Origin of the sequence: Spiroplasma endosymbiont of Polydrusus pterygomalis (assembly GCF_964030825.1) — a bacterium.
Taxonomy (GTDB): Bacteria; Bacillota_I; Bacilli_A; order Mycoplasmatales; family VBWQ01; genus Spiroplasma_E.
The window spans coordinates 597,709-613,920 of sequence record NZ_OZ034964.1 but is presented as its reverse complement, the minus strand read 5'-3'; the positions used below and the strand labels follow the sequence as shown (position 1 = coordinate 613,920).

Below are 16,212 nucleotides of genomic sequence, written 5' to 3'. Positions count from 1 at the left end.
CTATTTAATGATATCTTTCAAGATAGTGGCTAACAACACCACGATAAATAAATGGTATTGTTAATTGCATAATTGGATAAGTAAATAAAAAAATATGAATAAAATTATAGACTAAAGCATAAAAAAGCGGAGTAAACCCTGGTCAAATATTTTTACTACCATTAGCATTAGTAATTTGTGCTCAAACAAAATATCCTACTATTGTTTGTCACACATAAATAATTAAACAAACTAAAAAACAATGTAAAAAATAATTAATATAAGTAAAAATTGATTTATCACCTCTTAAATTAAAACGTAATAAAGCAACAATGGCTGGTGTTGTCATTGGCAAAAAGTAATCTAATAAAAAACTTCAAGCGCTAATAATATAACCACTACTAATAAATAATAGCGACATTAAAGCACTGATCATACCTGTTAATCATCCTCCAGCAAAACCAAGAATATAACTAACAACCATTAATGGAAGATACTTAATAGCAACTCCTCCACCATATGGCATTTTTGGTAATATTTGTTCAATAAAAACACAAACAATTGTTAACGCAGTAAATAAACCAATAATTGTATAATCAATAATTAATCATCGCCTAATACCAAATGCTAGTTTAAAATTAGTTCATCATCTTGCTTTTAAAATAGCAAAAGTTTCTGCTTTTTGTCATTGATAATGTTTAACTAAATTAAAAATTAAGGCAACAGGATTAATACTAAAAATTGCTAATATTGATATAATAATAATATTTTTATCAATATCATCTGTTTTAACTGTTCAACTAATAATACATAGTAAAATTGATGAAATTAATAATAAACAAAAAATTAATATTAAATAAATTTTAATACTATAAAATTGTCAACCAGTAGTAGTAATATTAAAAAAATGATTAATACTATTAGCAGATAAAATACTAATGGTAATTGTTAATGTTAAAAGTGTAAGTAAACTAATAATTGTTGATATTTTAAATACCATTACTACCCCCAGTTTGCTTTTAATTTTATGATAATTAATAGTTGTTGTTAGTTGTTCTTTAAACATAATAAAGATAATTCCTTTATTTTTTCTGGTATAACAAAAAGGAGTTATCATTTTTTAAAATATAAAAAATAAAGTCTCCCTCCGCTAGGACTAACTAGATCAGGTTATAGGGTATTTCTCAGGCAATCACCGCCACCCCTGCTTTATATGAGATATGTAAAGTAATGGATACTTATTAATAGTATAACATTGATAATTAATTTCCAATATAAAAAGTTAAAAACTATTTTATATTTTTAAATTACTAATCTAAAATATAAGTAAATTTAAATTTCTTTCTATTTCATTAATAAAATTATCTTTTATGATATTAATATTTTTTTCTAATGGTGGAATTTGGTTTGAAATAGCATTTTTAACTAATTCTAATTTATAAATTGCATTTTTAATTTTTGATGAAAAGCTCGGAAAATTAATTTTTTTTCATTCTCTTATTTTAGATATTTTCTTTTCTAAATCATTATTATCCTTATTAACATTTGCTAATTTATATTCTGTTATTATAAACATTCTTATAATTTGAGCAACTAAAGCTACATTTTCATGACTACAAAAATAAATATTCGGATTAAATTCTGAGATTGCGAATATTTTTTTACCATATTTAGCAGTAAAAGCTGTTGCCGTAATTATTCCATATCTGGCATTTGTCTTACGCATATCATCTGCAAATTTTAGTTCTCAATTATTACTTCAATCTTTTGTGCTTTTTATTTCATAAGTTATCGTAGCTATAAATTCATCAGTACCATCAATTTTTACTTTTTGTAATAAATCTGCTTTTTTACCAGTAGTAGTAATTTTTGAAATAGAATCTAATAAAAAGGTTTTTGATAATTCTTCTTCAATTTCTTGTTCTAGATTATCACCTTGAATTTTATTATTAATTAATTTATTTTTTTGATTTTCTAATTCTAAGTCATGTATTGCTTTTTGACTTTGCTTTAATTCTTCATTAAATTTCTTTAATAACTCTTCTTTTTCAAGATTAAATTCATTTACTTTTACACTAAGTTTTTCAGCAATTTCTTTATCTTTTTCTAAATTTAATTGATCAATTTTTGCTTTTAATTCTTGATTATTAAGATTAGATTGATTTAACTGCTCATTAAATTTCTTTAATAACTCTTCTTTTTCAAGATTAAATTCATTTACTTTTACACTAAGTTTTTCAGCAATTTCTTTATCTTTTTCTAAATTTAATTGATCAATTTTTGCTTTTAATTCTTGATTATTAAGATTAGATTGATTTAACTGCTCATTAAATTTCTTTAATAACTCTTCTTTTTCAAGATTAAACTCATTTACTTTTACACTAAGTTTTTCAGCAATTTCTTTATCTTTTTCTAAATTTAATTGATCAATTTTTGCTTTTAATTCTTGATTATTAAGATTAGATTCATTTAACTGCTCATTAAATTTCTTTAATAACTCTTCTTTTTCAAGATTAAACTCATTTACTTTTACACTAAGTTTTTCAGCAATTTCTTTACTTTTTGCTAATTCAAGAATTTGCGTTTTATTTTCAAAATCATACTGAAATTTTGCAATTAATTCTCTTTCACATTCTTTTTCTATTTCTTTTTTTACATTTTCAGTTATTTTTTGTACAAATTGTTGAAAATGTGCTTTTGAAAGATCACTATTTTCAAAATCATCAATTGTAAATATAATGTTACATTTTGGACATTTTAAACTTATAATTTCTGATTCTCTTATTATTTTATTATTATTTTCATTTGTTTTTTGTTGTAAATCAAAAGTTGTCATTATTTTTTTCTCCTTTAATGGTTTAAATTAAATTTGTTGATGATTAATAATAATTTTTATAATAATAAAATTAAGGTTTATAATCATTGTCCCTTAAATTACTTTACTATCCTTTCTTAATATAATTAACAAGTTCATGTCAAGTACATTTTCCAAAAGGAGTAGCATTGCAAATATTGTTTGATAGATAAATCTCAAACGTTTGATCAATATCAATATTAATACTATCACCTTCAATTTCTATAAAATCTAAATTTATTAAATATTCTCCACAAAATAGAAAATATTTATCATTTATAATAAATAAATTATTATTTATTTTAATTTTCATAAAAAATAGTAAATAAAAGTTTAAAGATATATCACCTTAATATTTATTATTACTACCAAGTATAACATAGCTCCTAATAAGATTTAAATTATTTTTTTATTAATTGATAATTTTGTGATTTGAAATATAAAAAAACTAATTATTAATATAATAATTAGCTTATAAAATAGTAGTTACTAATGATAACTACTATAATGAAATCTTTTTGAATGTTTGATTTAAACTTGAATCATCGGAAGCAAAACTATTGACATATTGATTAATCATTTTAACATTTAACTTATTATTTGCTGTTAAATATTTTTGTTGCGAAGCAACTTCAGATAATAATTTTAAATTTTGAAAATCATTTTGTGTTGCTAATCATGCATTAACTTTAGCAATAACATTAATTTGATTATCAATAACATTAATTTGATTATCAATAATATTTTTTTGTGATAAAACTTTCATTGATTTAGAATGTTTTTTTAATTTTAATGCTAATTTCTTTTTATGATTTTTAATCATTGTTTTTTTCTCCTTTTGTTCACCTCTTATATAAAATTCTGATTTGCTATTTTATCTTTAATTTTACTTTTAATAATTAATCTCGTTAAAACTACTCAAACCATTTAAATAGTTTTCACGTCAAATAGTAAATGCCACAACTAATAATATTTAAAATAACAAATATAGCAACTAAAATACCAATAATACCACCAATGCCAATACTAGTAATTAATCCTTGATTAATAATCTTAACTAAAAAATAAGTTGAGATAATTAATGGTACCACAATTAATAAACTAGTAAATAAACTAACAATTGCTTGACCAGTACGACTTTTAATAATAACTGACATTAATAAAGCAACACTGGTAATGGTAATAGAAAACACTAATGTAAATAAAATAATAATTAATAATTGTCAATTAAAGATTGAATTAATCATTGGTAATAATGGTACAGCATAGCCAATGATAATTACACCAATAAAAATAATAATATCAGAAATTAAAACTAATGCTAGATTAAATATTGATGTAATAATAATGAACTTTGTTTTACTGATTCTCGTTAAACCAATACGGCGATAAACAACACTTTGCTTTAAGTCTAACAAAATAGCTAAAAAAGTTTGAATCGAAAAAGAGGCAGTTTGTGTTAATCAAATAATCATTAAAATAAATCGTCCAATTTCATTACCAGCAGGTGAAGATAATATCTGATTATTACCAAAAATTGAAGTAGCAATAAAAATCAATGGTGAAATAAAGACAGAAAAAATAATAATTGAGCGATTACGCTTTAAGTAACTTCAAAATAAATTAAGTAATGATCAATCATTATTTTTGTTTTTTAAGATGTTTTTTTCAAGACTTAGCTCATTTTTCATTATTTTCACTTCCCAATCTTTTTAATAATGCTTCACTATCATACATACCAATTTTATACTCTTTAAATTTAGTTTTAACATATTCTTCAACACTCCCATATTCTTTAACAACTTTTTTAACATCATTAATATTAATAATTGTTCCTTCAAACATAAAAATAATTTGTTGACAAAAACGTTCAATTTCTTGCATATTATGTGAAACAATTAATACTGAAAGCTTAGGTTTAATAAAAACTTCCTTTTCTAATAATTCATAAATTCGTTCACGTACTTCTAAATCTAAACCAGTAGCTAACTCATCTAAAATTAATAAATCTGGCTCCACAATTAATGCTAATAAAATATTTATTTTTTGTTGTTGGCCACCTGATAAAGTAATAATTGGTTTATTAATAAATGCTTCAGCATCTAAATAATATAATAATTTTTGAATGTCTTCAACAGACTTATTTAAATGATAAGTACGCAGATAGTACTGTGCCATATCCCAACCAGTTAAACCACGAGGAAATTTAGTTTCTTGTAATTGCATACCTATTTTTAAATCATCTTTAATATTAATAGTACCTGTTGTTGGTTTTCGCAGTTGAGAAATCATTTCACATAATGTTGTTTTACCAGTACCATTTGGTCCAACAATACCAATTCTTGAACCAATAGCAATATTTAAGCTAACATTTTTAATTACTTTATTGTTACCATAGTTCTTAGTGACATTAATGATTTCAACATTATTTTTGTTATTTTCAATCATAAGTTACTTCCTTCCACAATCGTTATTATTTTATCATAATTGTTAAATAAATATTATTTGTTTTTAAATTAAAAAATTAAAATCATATATAATTAATGGTAAACTTAATTAAGTTTTTAACTCATTACTTTAGTTAAAAGCAAATAAGTTTTTTTTATTTTGAAAGGAAGAAAAAAATGAAAAATAGTGAACAAAACCAAGAAATTGAAAATTTAGAAAAAAAAATCAAAACATTAAGAAAACGTTTAAATCCGTTTAATGAAAATTTCTCTATTACTGATAGAGAAACTATACTACAAAAAATTACTACTATTAGTGACGAAATTAGCAAAATAAAACAAGAATCATTAGACAATAATCAAAAATATCCAAATCAAATTGAAAATGAAAGTCTAAAATTTAATGATCTAGAAATAAGTACAGAAAACCAATATGAAAATGATGCTACATTTCTAATTCCAACTGGTAATATCGCAAATGATGATATATATAACATAAATTCAGAAGAAGAAATAATAAAAATGCAATATGGAGATAAATGTTGTCCCTGCATAATTTTATAACTTTTATCTTTATCATATTTTGATAAAATATATTAAGATAACTATTATAATTATAAATAGTTTTTATTTTTTAAAAGAGGAGAAATTAAAAAATGAATATTAATGATTTAGAAAAAAATATTAATTTTATATTAAGTAAATACAATATTATTGATCCTTATCTTCACTATCCAATTGAAATTTATAGCAATGATTATAATGATATTTTATCTTTTTGAGAAAATAATAAAAAAAAGATTAATATTACACAAGAAGTTTTAAATCAAAAAATATCATCATTACAATCATTAAAAGAAATAGAAAATAATTTTATAACACTAACATCTCTATTAGAAGCAAAATTTAATCATGACAAAATAAATAATAAACTAAATAAAATTTTAAAAATAATTACTTTTGGATGTGTTGACTTAAACCAAAAAATAGAAAAAAAATAACTATTTTGCAAAAAATTAAACAAATTAAGCAACAAAACTTAGTAAAAATAACTGAACTAAGGTGAAGAATTAATATAAGAAATGTCAATGAAAATGAAAATTTTAAAAATAGTATTGATGTTACAAATTCATTTAAATCAACTTTATCATAACTTTAGGTTGCTAACTAGTTTTATAACATAAAATATAAAATTAAAAAGAAAAAGTAAATTATAATCATTAATTTTACTTATCGACAACTAGCTAAGATAAACAAAAAAGTAACCACTAACAAAAAGTGGTTACTTTTTATATTATTATTTTTAACCTTCATCAACAATAGTTGGTGTTGGTTTAATATTATTAATCGATGAATGAATTTTTGCTTTATGTTTATTAAAAATAAAATCATAAACTTCAGAATAAAATTCAACGGGTACAATATTTAATTTTTTCTTTACTTCTTCTGGAATATCTTCTAAGTCTTTAATATTAGTTTTTGGAATTAAAATTGTTTTCAATCCACTACGATGGGCAGAAATTGATTTTTCCTTTAATCCACCAATCGGTAACACATGACCACGAAGTGTAATTTCACCTGTCATTCCAATATCTTTTGATACAGGTTTGCTTGTTAGCGCAGAAATAATGGCAGTTGTTAACGTAATACCAGCACTTGGACCATCTTTTGGAACTGCTCCTTCAGGAACATGAATATGAATATCATGTTCAGCAAAGAAACTATCAGGGATATTGAAAGTAATGGCATTTGCCTTAATATAATCTAAAGCAATAGTAGCAGATTCTTTCATAACTTCTCCTAATTTACCAGTTAATACTAAACTTCTTTTTCCTTTAAAATAATTTACTTCAATTGGTAAAATATCACCACCATATTGCGTGTAAGCAAGTCCAGTTACTACTCCAATTTGTGATTCATTTTCTTTTTTCGTATAATCAAAGATTTGTTTTCCTAAATACTCTTTAACATTATTAGCAATAATTTCTTCAGTGCTAATCTTTTTATTTAAAAGTTTAACAATAAATTTACGAGCAATTTTATTTAACAATCTTTCTAATTGACGAACACCTGATTCTCTTGTGTAATATTTAATTATTTCTTCAATTGAATTTGGCTTAAATTTTAGCATTTTATTATTTAAACCAGTAATTTCAATAACACGAGGAATCAAATACTTTTTAGCAATTTCAAGTTTTTCTAATTCTGTATATGAAGAAAGTTCAATAATTTCCATTCGGTCTTTCAATGGTTCAGGAATTCCTTCCATATAATTAGCAGTTGCTAGAAACATAACTTGTGATAAGTCATAGTTTTCTTCAATATAATGGTCTGAAAAATTAGCATTTTGCTCAGGATCTAATACTTCTAACATGGCACTAGCGGGGTCACCACGATAATCAGATGACATTTTATCAATTTCATCTAGTAAAAATAATGGATTAATAACTTTAGCACGTTTTATACCTTGAATAATTCTTCCTGGCATGGCACCAATATAAGTCTTACGATGACCACGAATTTCAGATTCATCTTTAACACCACCAAGTGAAACTTTAACAAAAGTACGTCCCATCGCTTCAGCAATTGACTTAGCTAAGGAAGTTTTACCAACCCCAGGAGGACCAACTAAACAAATAATTTGTCCAGGCATTGCCTTTGCCATTTTTTTAACAGCAAGATATTCAATAATTCTTTCTTTAACTTTTTCTAAACCATAATGATATTTATCAAGAATTTTTTTAGCATTAATTAAATCAAATTTTTCTTCACTCTTTTGAAATCAAGGTAAAGTCATCATTCAATCAATATATGTACGGATGATATTTGATTCACTTGAAGCTTGGGGCATATCTTCATAACGACTGATTTCTTCTCGAATACGAGTTTTAATTGCTTCAGGAAATTGTTCAGTTTCTAAACGTTCTAAATAGCGTTTCATTTCATTAGATTTACCATCAATTTCGCCCAATTCTTCTTTAATAGCACGTAATCTTTCACGTAAATAATATTCACGTTGTTGTTCATCAATCCGATCCTTAATTTTAGCAGTTAAATCTTTTTCAATAGCACCTACTTGTTTTTGACCACCAACATCTTTTAATAATAAGTCTAAACGCTTATTAATGTCAATTTCTTGTAAAATTTCTTGACGTTTATTAATAGTCAAAAATGGTAAAAATTGAGCCATTTTGTCAATAATTTCACTAGCTTTCATACCATCAGTAATTTGACTAATTACTCCTTGTGGGATTGAACCATGAACATCTAGAATTTTCTGTAAATTATTAACAATTCTTTGAATTAATTCTTCTTCTAATGCTTTAGAAACATTAGGACTAACTAAAGTTTCAGCATCTCCTGCATAAAATTTATCATTATCATGAAATTTAGAGACTTTAATTCTTTGTTGACCAAAAAAAGAAACTGTCAATGTTGAATCAGTGTGACTTTTTTGAATTTGTACTTTACATAAAGTACCATGATTGTACACTTCACTTAATTGGGGATTATCTACTTTTGGATCTTTTTGCGAAACTAAAATAATTTCTGAATTAAACTTAGCTACTGATTCATTAATTGCTGCTATTGATTTTTGTCTTCCGACTTCTAGTTCCATTTCAACAGTTGGAAAAACAAAACTTCCTCTTGTTACTAGTACTGGCATATTAGTAATATTTTTTATCTTCATTGTCTCACCTCAAAATAATGTATTAACTGGATTATAATATAAATCATTAGCACTTGCAATAGGTAATTGCTAAAATATCTAATTTTAATTTATAATATACTATTACAGCAGCATTTTAATTCGTTTTTAACTCATACTAGTAGTATTTTATTACATTTATTTTTTTTTTGATAATTTTTACTTTCAAAAATACTAGATAACAAAATTACCTAATTAATAATTAGGTAATTTTGTTATTTGATAATTATCAAATTAAGCATTTGTTGTTTCTTTTTGAATTTTACCATTATTTTCTCATAATAAATCAAAGGCTTTATTACGTTTTAATGTAGTAGTAATCAAACTTAAGTCTTTAATATTTTTTTTAACTTCTTCAATTGTTATATTAAATTGCTCAGAAAATCTCTGCAATTGATTTTGAACTTCTTCTTCAGTAACTTCAATTTTTTCTTGTTTAATGATTTCTTCAATAACTAAAAAGTTTTGTAATTGCATAATTGCATCTTTTTTAATTTCTTTAGTAATTTCTTCATGAGATAAACCAGTGGCAGTTATATAATTTTCAATTGTAAAGTTTTGATTAGCTAACTGCTTTTTAAATTCTTTTTCTAAACGTTCAGTTTCATTTTCAACAGCAAAACTTGGAATTATAATTTTTGAATCTTTAACAATCTTCGCAATAAGTTCTTCCATAAATTGTTCTTTAATTGTCATTGTTTTTTGTAATTCAATTTCTTTTTTAATATTTTCTAATAATTGTTCACTAGTTGTAACATTTGGAATATTAACATCTTTTACTAATTCTGCTAAATCTTCATTAATAATTTTATTTCTTATCTCATGCAATTCAATTTCAAATTTCACTAATTGTCCTTTTAAATTAGGTACATGATAATCTTCTGGAAAAATAACTTCAATAGTTTTCTTTGTTTTAGGGTCCATTCCGATCATACCTTCTTCAAAACCAGGAATAAATTTGCCAGAACCAATTTCCAATTCCATATCTTTAGCTTCACCGCCAGGAAATTTTTTATCTTGTAAAAAACCAGTAAAATTAAAAACTGCAATGTCACCTTTTGCTAATTTTCCTGTTTCTTTTGGATTATAAATAGCAAACTTATCTTGTAATAATTTAATTTTAGCATCAATTTCTTCCTGACTAACAGTTGCTACTGGTTTAAGAATATCAATATCACGATATTTACCAATAGTAATTTCTGCTGGTAAATCAAATAAAAACATTATTTCACACTCTTTAATAGAGGCCTTTTCTATTTTAACTTCTGGCTGCTTAGTAGGCATTAAGTTAGGTTTTTGTTTTAAAGCATAATCATAAGCAATAGTAATAACCGCTTTCGTTGCTGTTTGTAAAATTTGTTCTGCTGTTACATGTTTTTTTGCCATTTTAGTAGGAACTTTGCCCTTACGAAATCCAGGAATTTCTACTTGTGCAATTAAGTTACTTTCTGCTTTTGCTAATTGGTTTTTTCAAGTTTTAGCATCAATACTGACATGTCATTTTCCAAGTCCATTTTTTTCATCTTTTATAATATTTAATGTCATTTCCAAAATTCTCCTTATGTAATTTGTTGTTGAATTATAATAGTTAAGTATTTTTTTATTAAGGTAGTAGTAGTCTTAAACTTTTTAGCACTTGCTACTAATTTTACGCTAATAAATTGTAAACTACAAGCACGAACATATAAAGCAGCTGCCAAAGCAGCTGCTTGTTTGTTATTAGGTAATATTGGAAATAAATTCTCAAAATAACTATCCAATAAAAACAAACAAATACCGTAAATGCCTGGATTATCAATATGAACTTCATCTTCAAATATTTTTGTAATTTTTAAATATACTGACAATTCTTGTCATTGTGTTATTTCTTTTGGATTAACTTTAAATGTACCATGACTTTTTATTACTTCTATTTCTTCATCAATACCTTGATTATTTAATATAAATAATAACTGTGTTTTATTTATATTATTGATATTTTTATTTGCAAGATAAATCTTAATTGTTGGCAAAATTAACCTAGCATTATGACTTTGTAAATAATAAAATGCCACTGGGTGAAATTCTTCATCAAATGGGTTCATTAATACATGACTTATTTTCTCTAGATTTCATTCATGATTTTCATTTTTATTGTTTAACCTAATATGAGTAATAATATTATGATGTAACTCTTGTAATGTAGTTTCATGATAAATAGGAATATAAGGCATCTCTAATTCATGTTTGACCAACTTCATTGCTTGATCTCATTTATTTTCAGTAATGAGGTGGTTAATTTTACCAATAATGTCTTGATAATAATTGTCATGATTTATCATTATTTAGTTAGACCTTCTTAGTATTTTAAAAATTTAATGGTGCCCACGAGAAGATTCGAACTTCTGACCCCCGCCTTAGAAGGGCGGTGCTCTATCCACTGAGCTACGTGGGCATAACATTTACCATAAGTAATCTTATCTTGTTTACTTGAAAAATGCAATTATTAATTCATTACTTTTTCAAGAAAAAAATGATAATATTATACTCAAATTTATTTTGACATTTTATAATTCATTAATTAAGATTTTAATTTTTTATTTTTAAAAATTTAATACTTTTTTATATAAGATTAAGATTAAGATTTTTAATTAAGATATAATTAAAATATAGAATTTAGAATTTGAATAAATATTGGAATAATGATTTAATGTTTTTTGATTAAAAGATAATTATTATTGTTAAATTATTTAGTATTAAGAGAGGGAAAATATATGAACCAAGATTTACAAAAACTTTTCCATGAAATGGAATTTCATGATGTTGATAATGAATTTAATAATGCTACTATTAAAAAAGTACAGTATTTTTATCATAATCAACAAGCAATAATTTTTATTAACTTGCCTATTTTTTTAACAATTACTACTTTGAAAAAATTTGAACAACACTTTGAAAAGTTACCTTTTTCTAATAACATTACTATTGATTTCAACGTTGATCTTGTTGCTGAACAAACAACTGTCTTAATATATTTTCATTATATTAAAACTCAGAAATTACAATTATTAGCTGGCATTTATTATTCCTTACCAGATTCAGCAATTAGTTATAAAAATAATATTCTTACCATTACTATCCACAATAGTATTGAAGAAAAATTAATTACTAATGAATTTTCACAATTTACTAATTATTTTCACCAATATGGTTTTAAAAAAATGCAATTAAAAACTAAAATTAATAAAACTGAGCAACCATTCATTAGTTATGAACATGAATCTAAAGCAGAAATTAGTAAAGTTGCTACTAATTTAAAAACAAAACCAATTAGCACTAATATAAATAAAAGTTTTAATACTAACTATCGTAAAAAAGCAAAAATTAATTTAGAAATAACAGAAGTAACTCATAATATTAAAGATATTATTGGTGATGAACCTAATATTATTATTAGTGGTAAAGTTTTTAAAGTTAATAAATTTTTAACTAAAACGCAAAAGTGATTTTATTCATTTTGAATTACTGATTATAATGATGCCATCACTTGTAAAGCATTTATTAATAGTGACCAACCAGATGAAAAATTTGATACGATTAAAATTGATGATTGAATAAAAATTAATGCTAATAGCCGTTATGATAATTATAGTAAAGAACAAGTTTTATGAATTGATGATTTAATGATTGATTTAAATAACAAAAATGCCAATAATAATGATCATGCTAAAATGAAAAGAATTGAATTTCATACCCATACTAAAATGAGTGCCATGGATGGTATTACTTCAGCAAGTGATTATATTAATCAAGTAGTTAAATGAGGACATCAAGCTATTGGTTTTACTGATCACTTAAATATTCAAGCATATCCAGATATTGCTAATGCTGCAAAAAAACATCCGCAACTAAAAGTAATGTATGGTGTTGAAATGGATTTAATTGCTAATGATATTACAATTGTTAAAAATATTATTAATGCACCATTAGCTGATTTAGAATACGTTGTTCTTGACTTAGAAACAACTGGTTTATCAACTAATTATCATGAAATTATTGAATTTGGTTATACGATTGTTAAAGATAATATGATTTTAAAACAGGATACAATTTTAATTAAACCTAAGAATTTAGTTCCTGAACATATTACTGAACTTACCAATATTACTAATGTGATGTTAAAAGACAAACCGTCATTACAAGAAGTGTTACCAATAATTCTTGACATTATTGGTAATAAAACAATAGTTGCCCATAATGCTAACTTTGACTTTGGCTTTTTACAAGCTGCCATGTCACAATTGGGATTGATGCCTTTAAATAACCCTGTTATTGATACTTTACAATTAGCTAGAGTAATGCAAACACAATTAAAATACTATCGTTTAGGTACGATTTGTCGTACTTATGGTATTAAATATGATGATGAAATTGCTCACCGTGCTGATTATGATGCTAATGTCTTAGCACAAGTATTCTTAAAAATGCTACAACAATTAAAAACAGAATTTAATTGTCTAAATTTGCAAGAAATTAATAATTTAATTAATGAGCAAATTAACTATAAACTTCGTGGTGAACACATTACTGTTTTTGCAAAAAATCAATTAGGTTTAAAACACTTATATCAATTAGTTTCACTATCTCATACTAAGTATTTTTATAAAACACCTAAAATTGTAACAGCAGCCATTAATAATAATCGAAGAGAATTATTAATTGGTAGCAGTTGTGTCAATGGTAGTGTTTTTGAAACAGCATTAAATAAAACTAAACAAGAATTAATTAGAACAATGCAATGATTTGATTTTATTGAAATTCAACCACCAGCTGTTTATAGTCACTTAATACAACTAGGAAATATTACCGAAGAACAATTACATGATACTATTAAAAAAATTATTAATACTGCTCTTGAATTAAATAAGTTAGTAATTGCTACTAGTGATGCTCATTATTTATATCCTTATGAAAAAATGTATCGTGATGTAATTATTAATAGTAAAGCAATTGGTGGTTTATTACATCCATTATTTGATCGTCGAGGTAAAATTATATCTTATCCTGACCAGCATTTAAGAACTACTGATGAAATGCTAGCAGAATTTAGTTTTTTAGATGATCCGAAACTAATTAATGATGTTGTTATTAATAATCCTTTGCGACTAACTACCCAATTTGCAATGGTTAAACCAATTAAAGATGGCTTATTTACACCAAGTATTGTTAATGTTGATACTAAATTACGTAATCTTTGTTATCAACAGGCATGAAATCGCTATGGTAATCCATTACCAACGTATGTTGAAAAACGTTTAACTCGCGAATTAGATGCAATTATTACTCACGGTTTTGCTGTTGTTTATTGAATTGCCCATAAATTAGTAGAAAAATCATTACAAGATGGCTATCTTGTTGGTAGTCGTGGTTCAGTAGGTTCATCATTAGTAGCTACTTTTGCCAACATTACTGAGGTTAATCCCCTCCAACCACACTATTTATGTCCACAATGTAAAAGTAGTGAATTTATTAGTAATGGTTCTTATAAATGTGGTTATGATTTACCAAAAAAAATGTGTCCACAATGTAATATTGTTTTAATTACTGATGGTCATGATATTCCTTTTGAAACATTTTTAGGTTTTGATGGTGATAAAACACCTGATATTGATTTAAATTTTTCTGGTGAATATCAAATGAAAGCGCATGATTTTACTAAAGAAATGTTTGGAGAAGAAAATGTTTTTCGTGCTGGCACTATTTCAACAATTGCTAATAAAACAGCTTATGGTTATGTTAAAGCTTATGCTGAAAAAATTGGTCAAGCAAATATGCGCGCCGCTAAATTAGAATTATTAAGTCAAGGTTGTGTTGGCATTAAGAGAACAACTGGTCAACATCCTGGTGGTATTATCGTTGTACCAAAAGAATATAATATTAATGATTTTACACCAATTAATTTTCCAGCTGATGATACTACTTCAACATGAAAAACTACTCATTTTGATTTTAATGCTATTCATGATAATTTATTAAAATTAGATATCTTAGGTCATGTTGATCCAACAGCATTAAAAATGTTAGAAAATTTAACTGGTGTTAATCCAAAAACTATCCCTAATCAAGATGAAAAAGTTTTATCGCTATTTTCTAATTTAAGTGCCTTAAATATTAGCAGTGATGATTTACTTGGTGAAAAAACAGGAGCAATTGGCATTCCTGAGTTTGGTACTGGTTTTGTTCGCAAAATGCTAAGTGATACCTTACCAACTTCATTTTCTGAATTAGTGCAAATTTCTGGATTATCACATGGTACTGATGTTTGATTAAATAATGCTGATGAATTAATTTCGCAACAAGGATTAAAATTAAAAGATGTCATTGGTTGTCGTGATGATATTATGACTTATTTAGTATATCAAGGATTACCAACAAAAATTGCCTTTAATATTATGGAAGATGTTCGGAAAGGAAAGGGTATTAAGCAAGAATATGAAAAATTAATGCAAGAAAAAAAAGTTCCCAATTGATACATTCAATCTTGTAAAAAAATTAAGTATATGTTTCCCAAAGCCCATGCTACTGCTTATGTATTAATGGCATGAAGAGTAGCATGATTTAAAGTTTACTATCCTCATGAATACTATGCTACTTACTTTACAACGAGATGTGAAATTTTCGATATTAAAACGATGTTACAAGGAATTGGTGCTATTAGCAATAAACTAAAAGATATTAATAATCGTCTAAGAAAAAATGATAGTCAAAAAAATACAGTTACTACTAAAGAAAAAGATTTAATACCATTATTGGAAGTAGCATTAGAAATGCATGCCAGAAATATTAAATTTAGTAATATTAGTTTAGAACATTCTGATGCAAAACTTTTTCAAGTTAAAATAATAAATGGTGAAAAGCAAATTTTACCACCATTTATTACTTTGGATGGTTTAGGTGAGATTGTGGCCAATTCAATTGTTAAAGCAAGAAATGAAGAAGCAATTACTTCAAAAAATGATTTACAATCACGAACTAATATTACTAAAACTAATTATCAATTATTAAATGATTTAGGGATATTAGAACATTTAGAAGAAAATACACAATTAATGTTAGAATTATAGTATCAATATAATTGAAAGAAAAGATGTGGGACTTTATGTATAAATTAAGCAATAAAGCTAACTTTTATATCCGCTTATCGGCATTAATAATGCTAATTTTGTTCTTAATTATTGATTTAA

At 24.7% G+C, this 16,212-nt stretch carries 13 protein-coding genes, 1 tRNA gene and 1 riboswitch; of the genes, 4 read left to right on the top strand and 10 right to left on the bottom strand.

Annotation, left to right across the window (positions count from 1 at the left end):
- Positions 1 to 4: 4 nt before the first annotated feature.
- The 6 genes from ACQH25_RS03045 to ACQH25_RS03020 form a co-directional block, all read right to left on the bottom strand.
- Positions 5 to 1,045 (bottom strand): energy-coupled thiamine transporter ThiT, encoded by a 1,041-nt coding sequence (locus tag ACQH25_RS03045; RefSeq protein WP_425381760.1) that lies wholly within the window; start codon positions 1,043 to 1,045, stop codon positions 5 to 7.
- A 58-nt stretch (positions 1,046 to 1,103) separates the two neighbouring features.
- A riboswitch (TPP riboswitch) is annotated at positions 1,104 to 1,195 on the bottom strand.
- Positions 1,196 to 1,294: 99 nt separating this feature from the next.
- Positions 1,295 to 2,815: a DUF2130 domain-containing protein gene (locus tag ACQH25_RS03040; protein ID WP_425381759.1), complete on the bottom strand. Its 1,521-nt coding sequence runs from the start codon at positions 2,813 to 2,815 to the stop codon at positions 1,295 to 1,297.
- 106 nt (positions 2,816 to 2,921) lie between these two features.
- Positions 2,922 to 3,146 carry a hypothetical protein gene (locus ACQH25_RS03035; RefSeq protein ID WP_425381758.1) on the bottom strand — a complete coding sequence of 75 codons (225 nt, stop codon included), beginning with the start codon at positions 3,144 to 3,146 and terminating at the stop codon, positions 2,922 to 2,924.
- 189 nt (positions 3,147 to 3,335) lie between these two features.
- Positions 3,336 to 3,656: a hypothetical protein gene (locus ACQH25_RS03030; protein WP_425381757.1), complete on the bottom strand. Its 321-nt coding sequence runs from the start codon at positions 3,654 to 3,656 to the stop codon at positions 3,336 to 3,338.
- Between the two features lie 91 nt (positions 3,657 to 3,747).
- Positions 3,748 to 4,524, bottom strand: coding sequence for a hypothetical protein (locus ACQH25_RS03025; RefSeq protein WP_425381756.1), 777 nt, complete (start codon positions 4,522 to 4,524; stop codon positions 3,748 to 3,750).
- On the bottom strand, positions 4,475 to 5,281 hold the full coding sequence (locus tag ACQH25_RS03020) for an ABC transporter ATP-binding protein (RefSeq protein ID WP_425381755.1): 807 nt from the start codon (positions 5,279 to 5,281) through the stop codon (positions 4,475 to 4,477). The genes ACQH25_RS03025 and ACQH25_RS03020 overlap by 50 nt, the downstream gene beginning before the upstream one ends.
- A gap of 176 nt (positions 5,282 to 5,457) precedes the next feature.
- Between ACQH25_RS03020 and ACQH25_RS03015 the strand changes: the two genes are divergently transcribed.
- The 3 genes from ACQH25_RS03015 to ACQH25_RS03005 all read left to right on the top strand — a co-directional run bounded on the left by ACQH25_RS03015 (position 5,458) and on the right by ACQH25_RS03005 (position 6,433).
- On the top strand, positions 5,458 to 5,844 hold the full coding sequence (locus ACQH25_RS03015) for a hypothetical protein (RefSeq protein WP_425381754.1): 387 nt from the start codon (positions 5,458 to 5,460) through the stop codon (positions 5,842 to 5,844).
- A 92-nt stretch (positions 5,845 to 5,936) separates the two neighbouring features.
- Positions 5,937 to 6,281, top strand: coding sequence for a hypothetical protein (locus ACQH25_RS03010; RefSeq protein WP_425381753.1), 345 nt, complete (start codon positions 5,937 to 5,939; stop codon positions 6,279 to 6,281).
- Between the two features lie 5 nt (positions 6,282 to 6,286).
- The gene (locus ACQH25_RS03005; RefSeq protein WP_425381752.1) at positions 6,287 to 6,433 is read left to right on the top strand and encodes a hypothetical protein; all 147 of its coding nucleotides are present in this window, start codon (positions 6,287 to 6,289) and stop codon (positions 6,431 to 6,433) included.
- Between the two features lie 150 nt (positions 6,434 to 6,583).
- Here the strand turns inward: ACQH25_RS03005 and lon are convergent, their stop codons facing one another.
- From lon to ACQH25_RS02985, 4 genes are all read right to left on the bottom strand, one after another.
- Positions 6,584 to 8,971: an endopeptidase La gene (gene lon, locus ACQH25_RS03000; RefSeq protein ID WP_425381751.1), complete on the bottom strand. Its 2,388-nt coding sequence runs from the start codon at positions 8,969 to 8,971 to the stop codon at positions 6,584 to 6,586.
- A gap of 252 nt (positions 8,972 to 9,223) precedes the next feature.
- Positions 9,224 to 10,534 carry a trigger factor gene (tig, locus tag ACQH25_RS02995; RefSeq protein WP_425381750.1) on the bottom strand — a complete coding sequence of 437 codons (1,311 nt, stop codon included), beginning with the start codon at positions 10,532 to 10,534 and terminating at the stop codon, positions 9,224 to 9,226.
- A 14-nt stretch (positions 10,535 to 10,548) separates the two neighbouring features.
- Positions 10,549 to 11,310 (bottom strand): DUF3196 family protein, encoded by a 762-nt coding sequence (locus tag ACQH25_RS02990; RefSeq protein WP_425381749.1) that lies wholly within the window; start codon positions 11,308 to 11,310, stop codon positions 10,549 to 10,551.
- Between the two features lie 37 nt (positions 11,311 to 11,347).
- Positions 11,348 to 11,423, bottom strand: a tRNA-Arg gene (locus ACQH25_RS02985).
- Between the two features lie 319 nt (positions 11,424 to 11,742).
- Here ACQH25_RS02985 and ACQH25_RS02980 point away from each other — a divergent pair.
- Positions 11,743 to 16,092, top strand: coding sequence for a PolC-type DNA polymerase III (locus ACQH25_RS02980; RefSeq protein WP_425381748.1), 4,350 nt, complete (start codon positions 11,743 to 11,745; stop codon positions 16,090 to 16,092).
- The last annotated feature ends 120 nt before the right edge of the window (positions 16,093 to 16,212 follow it).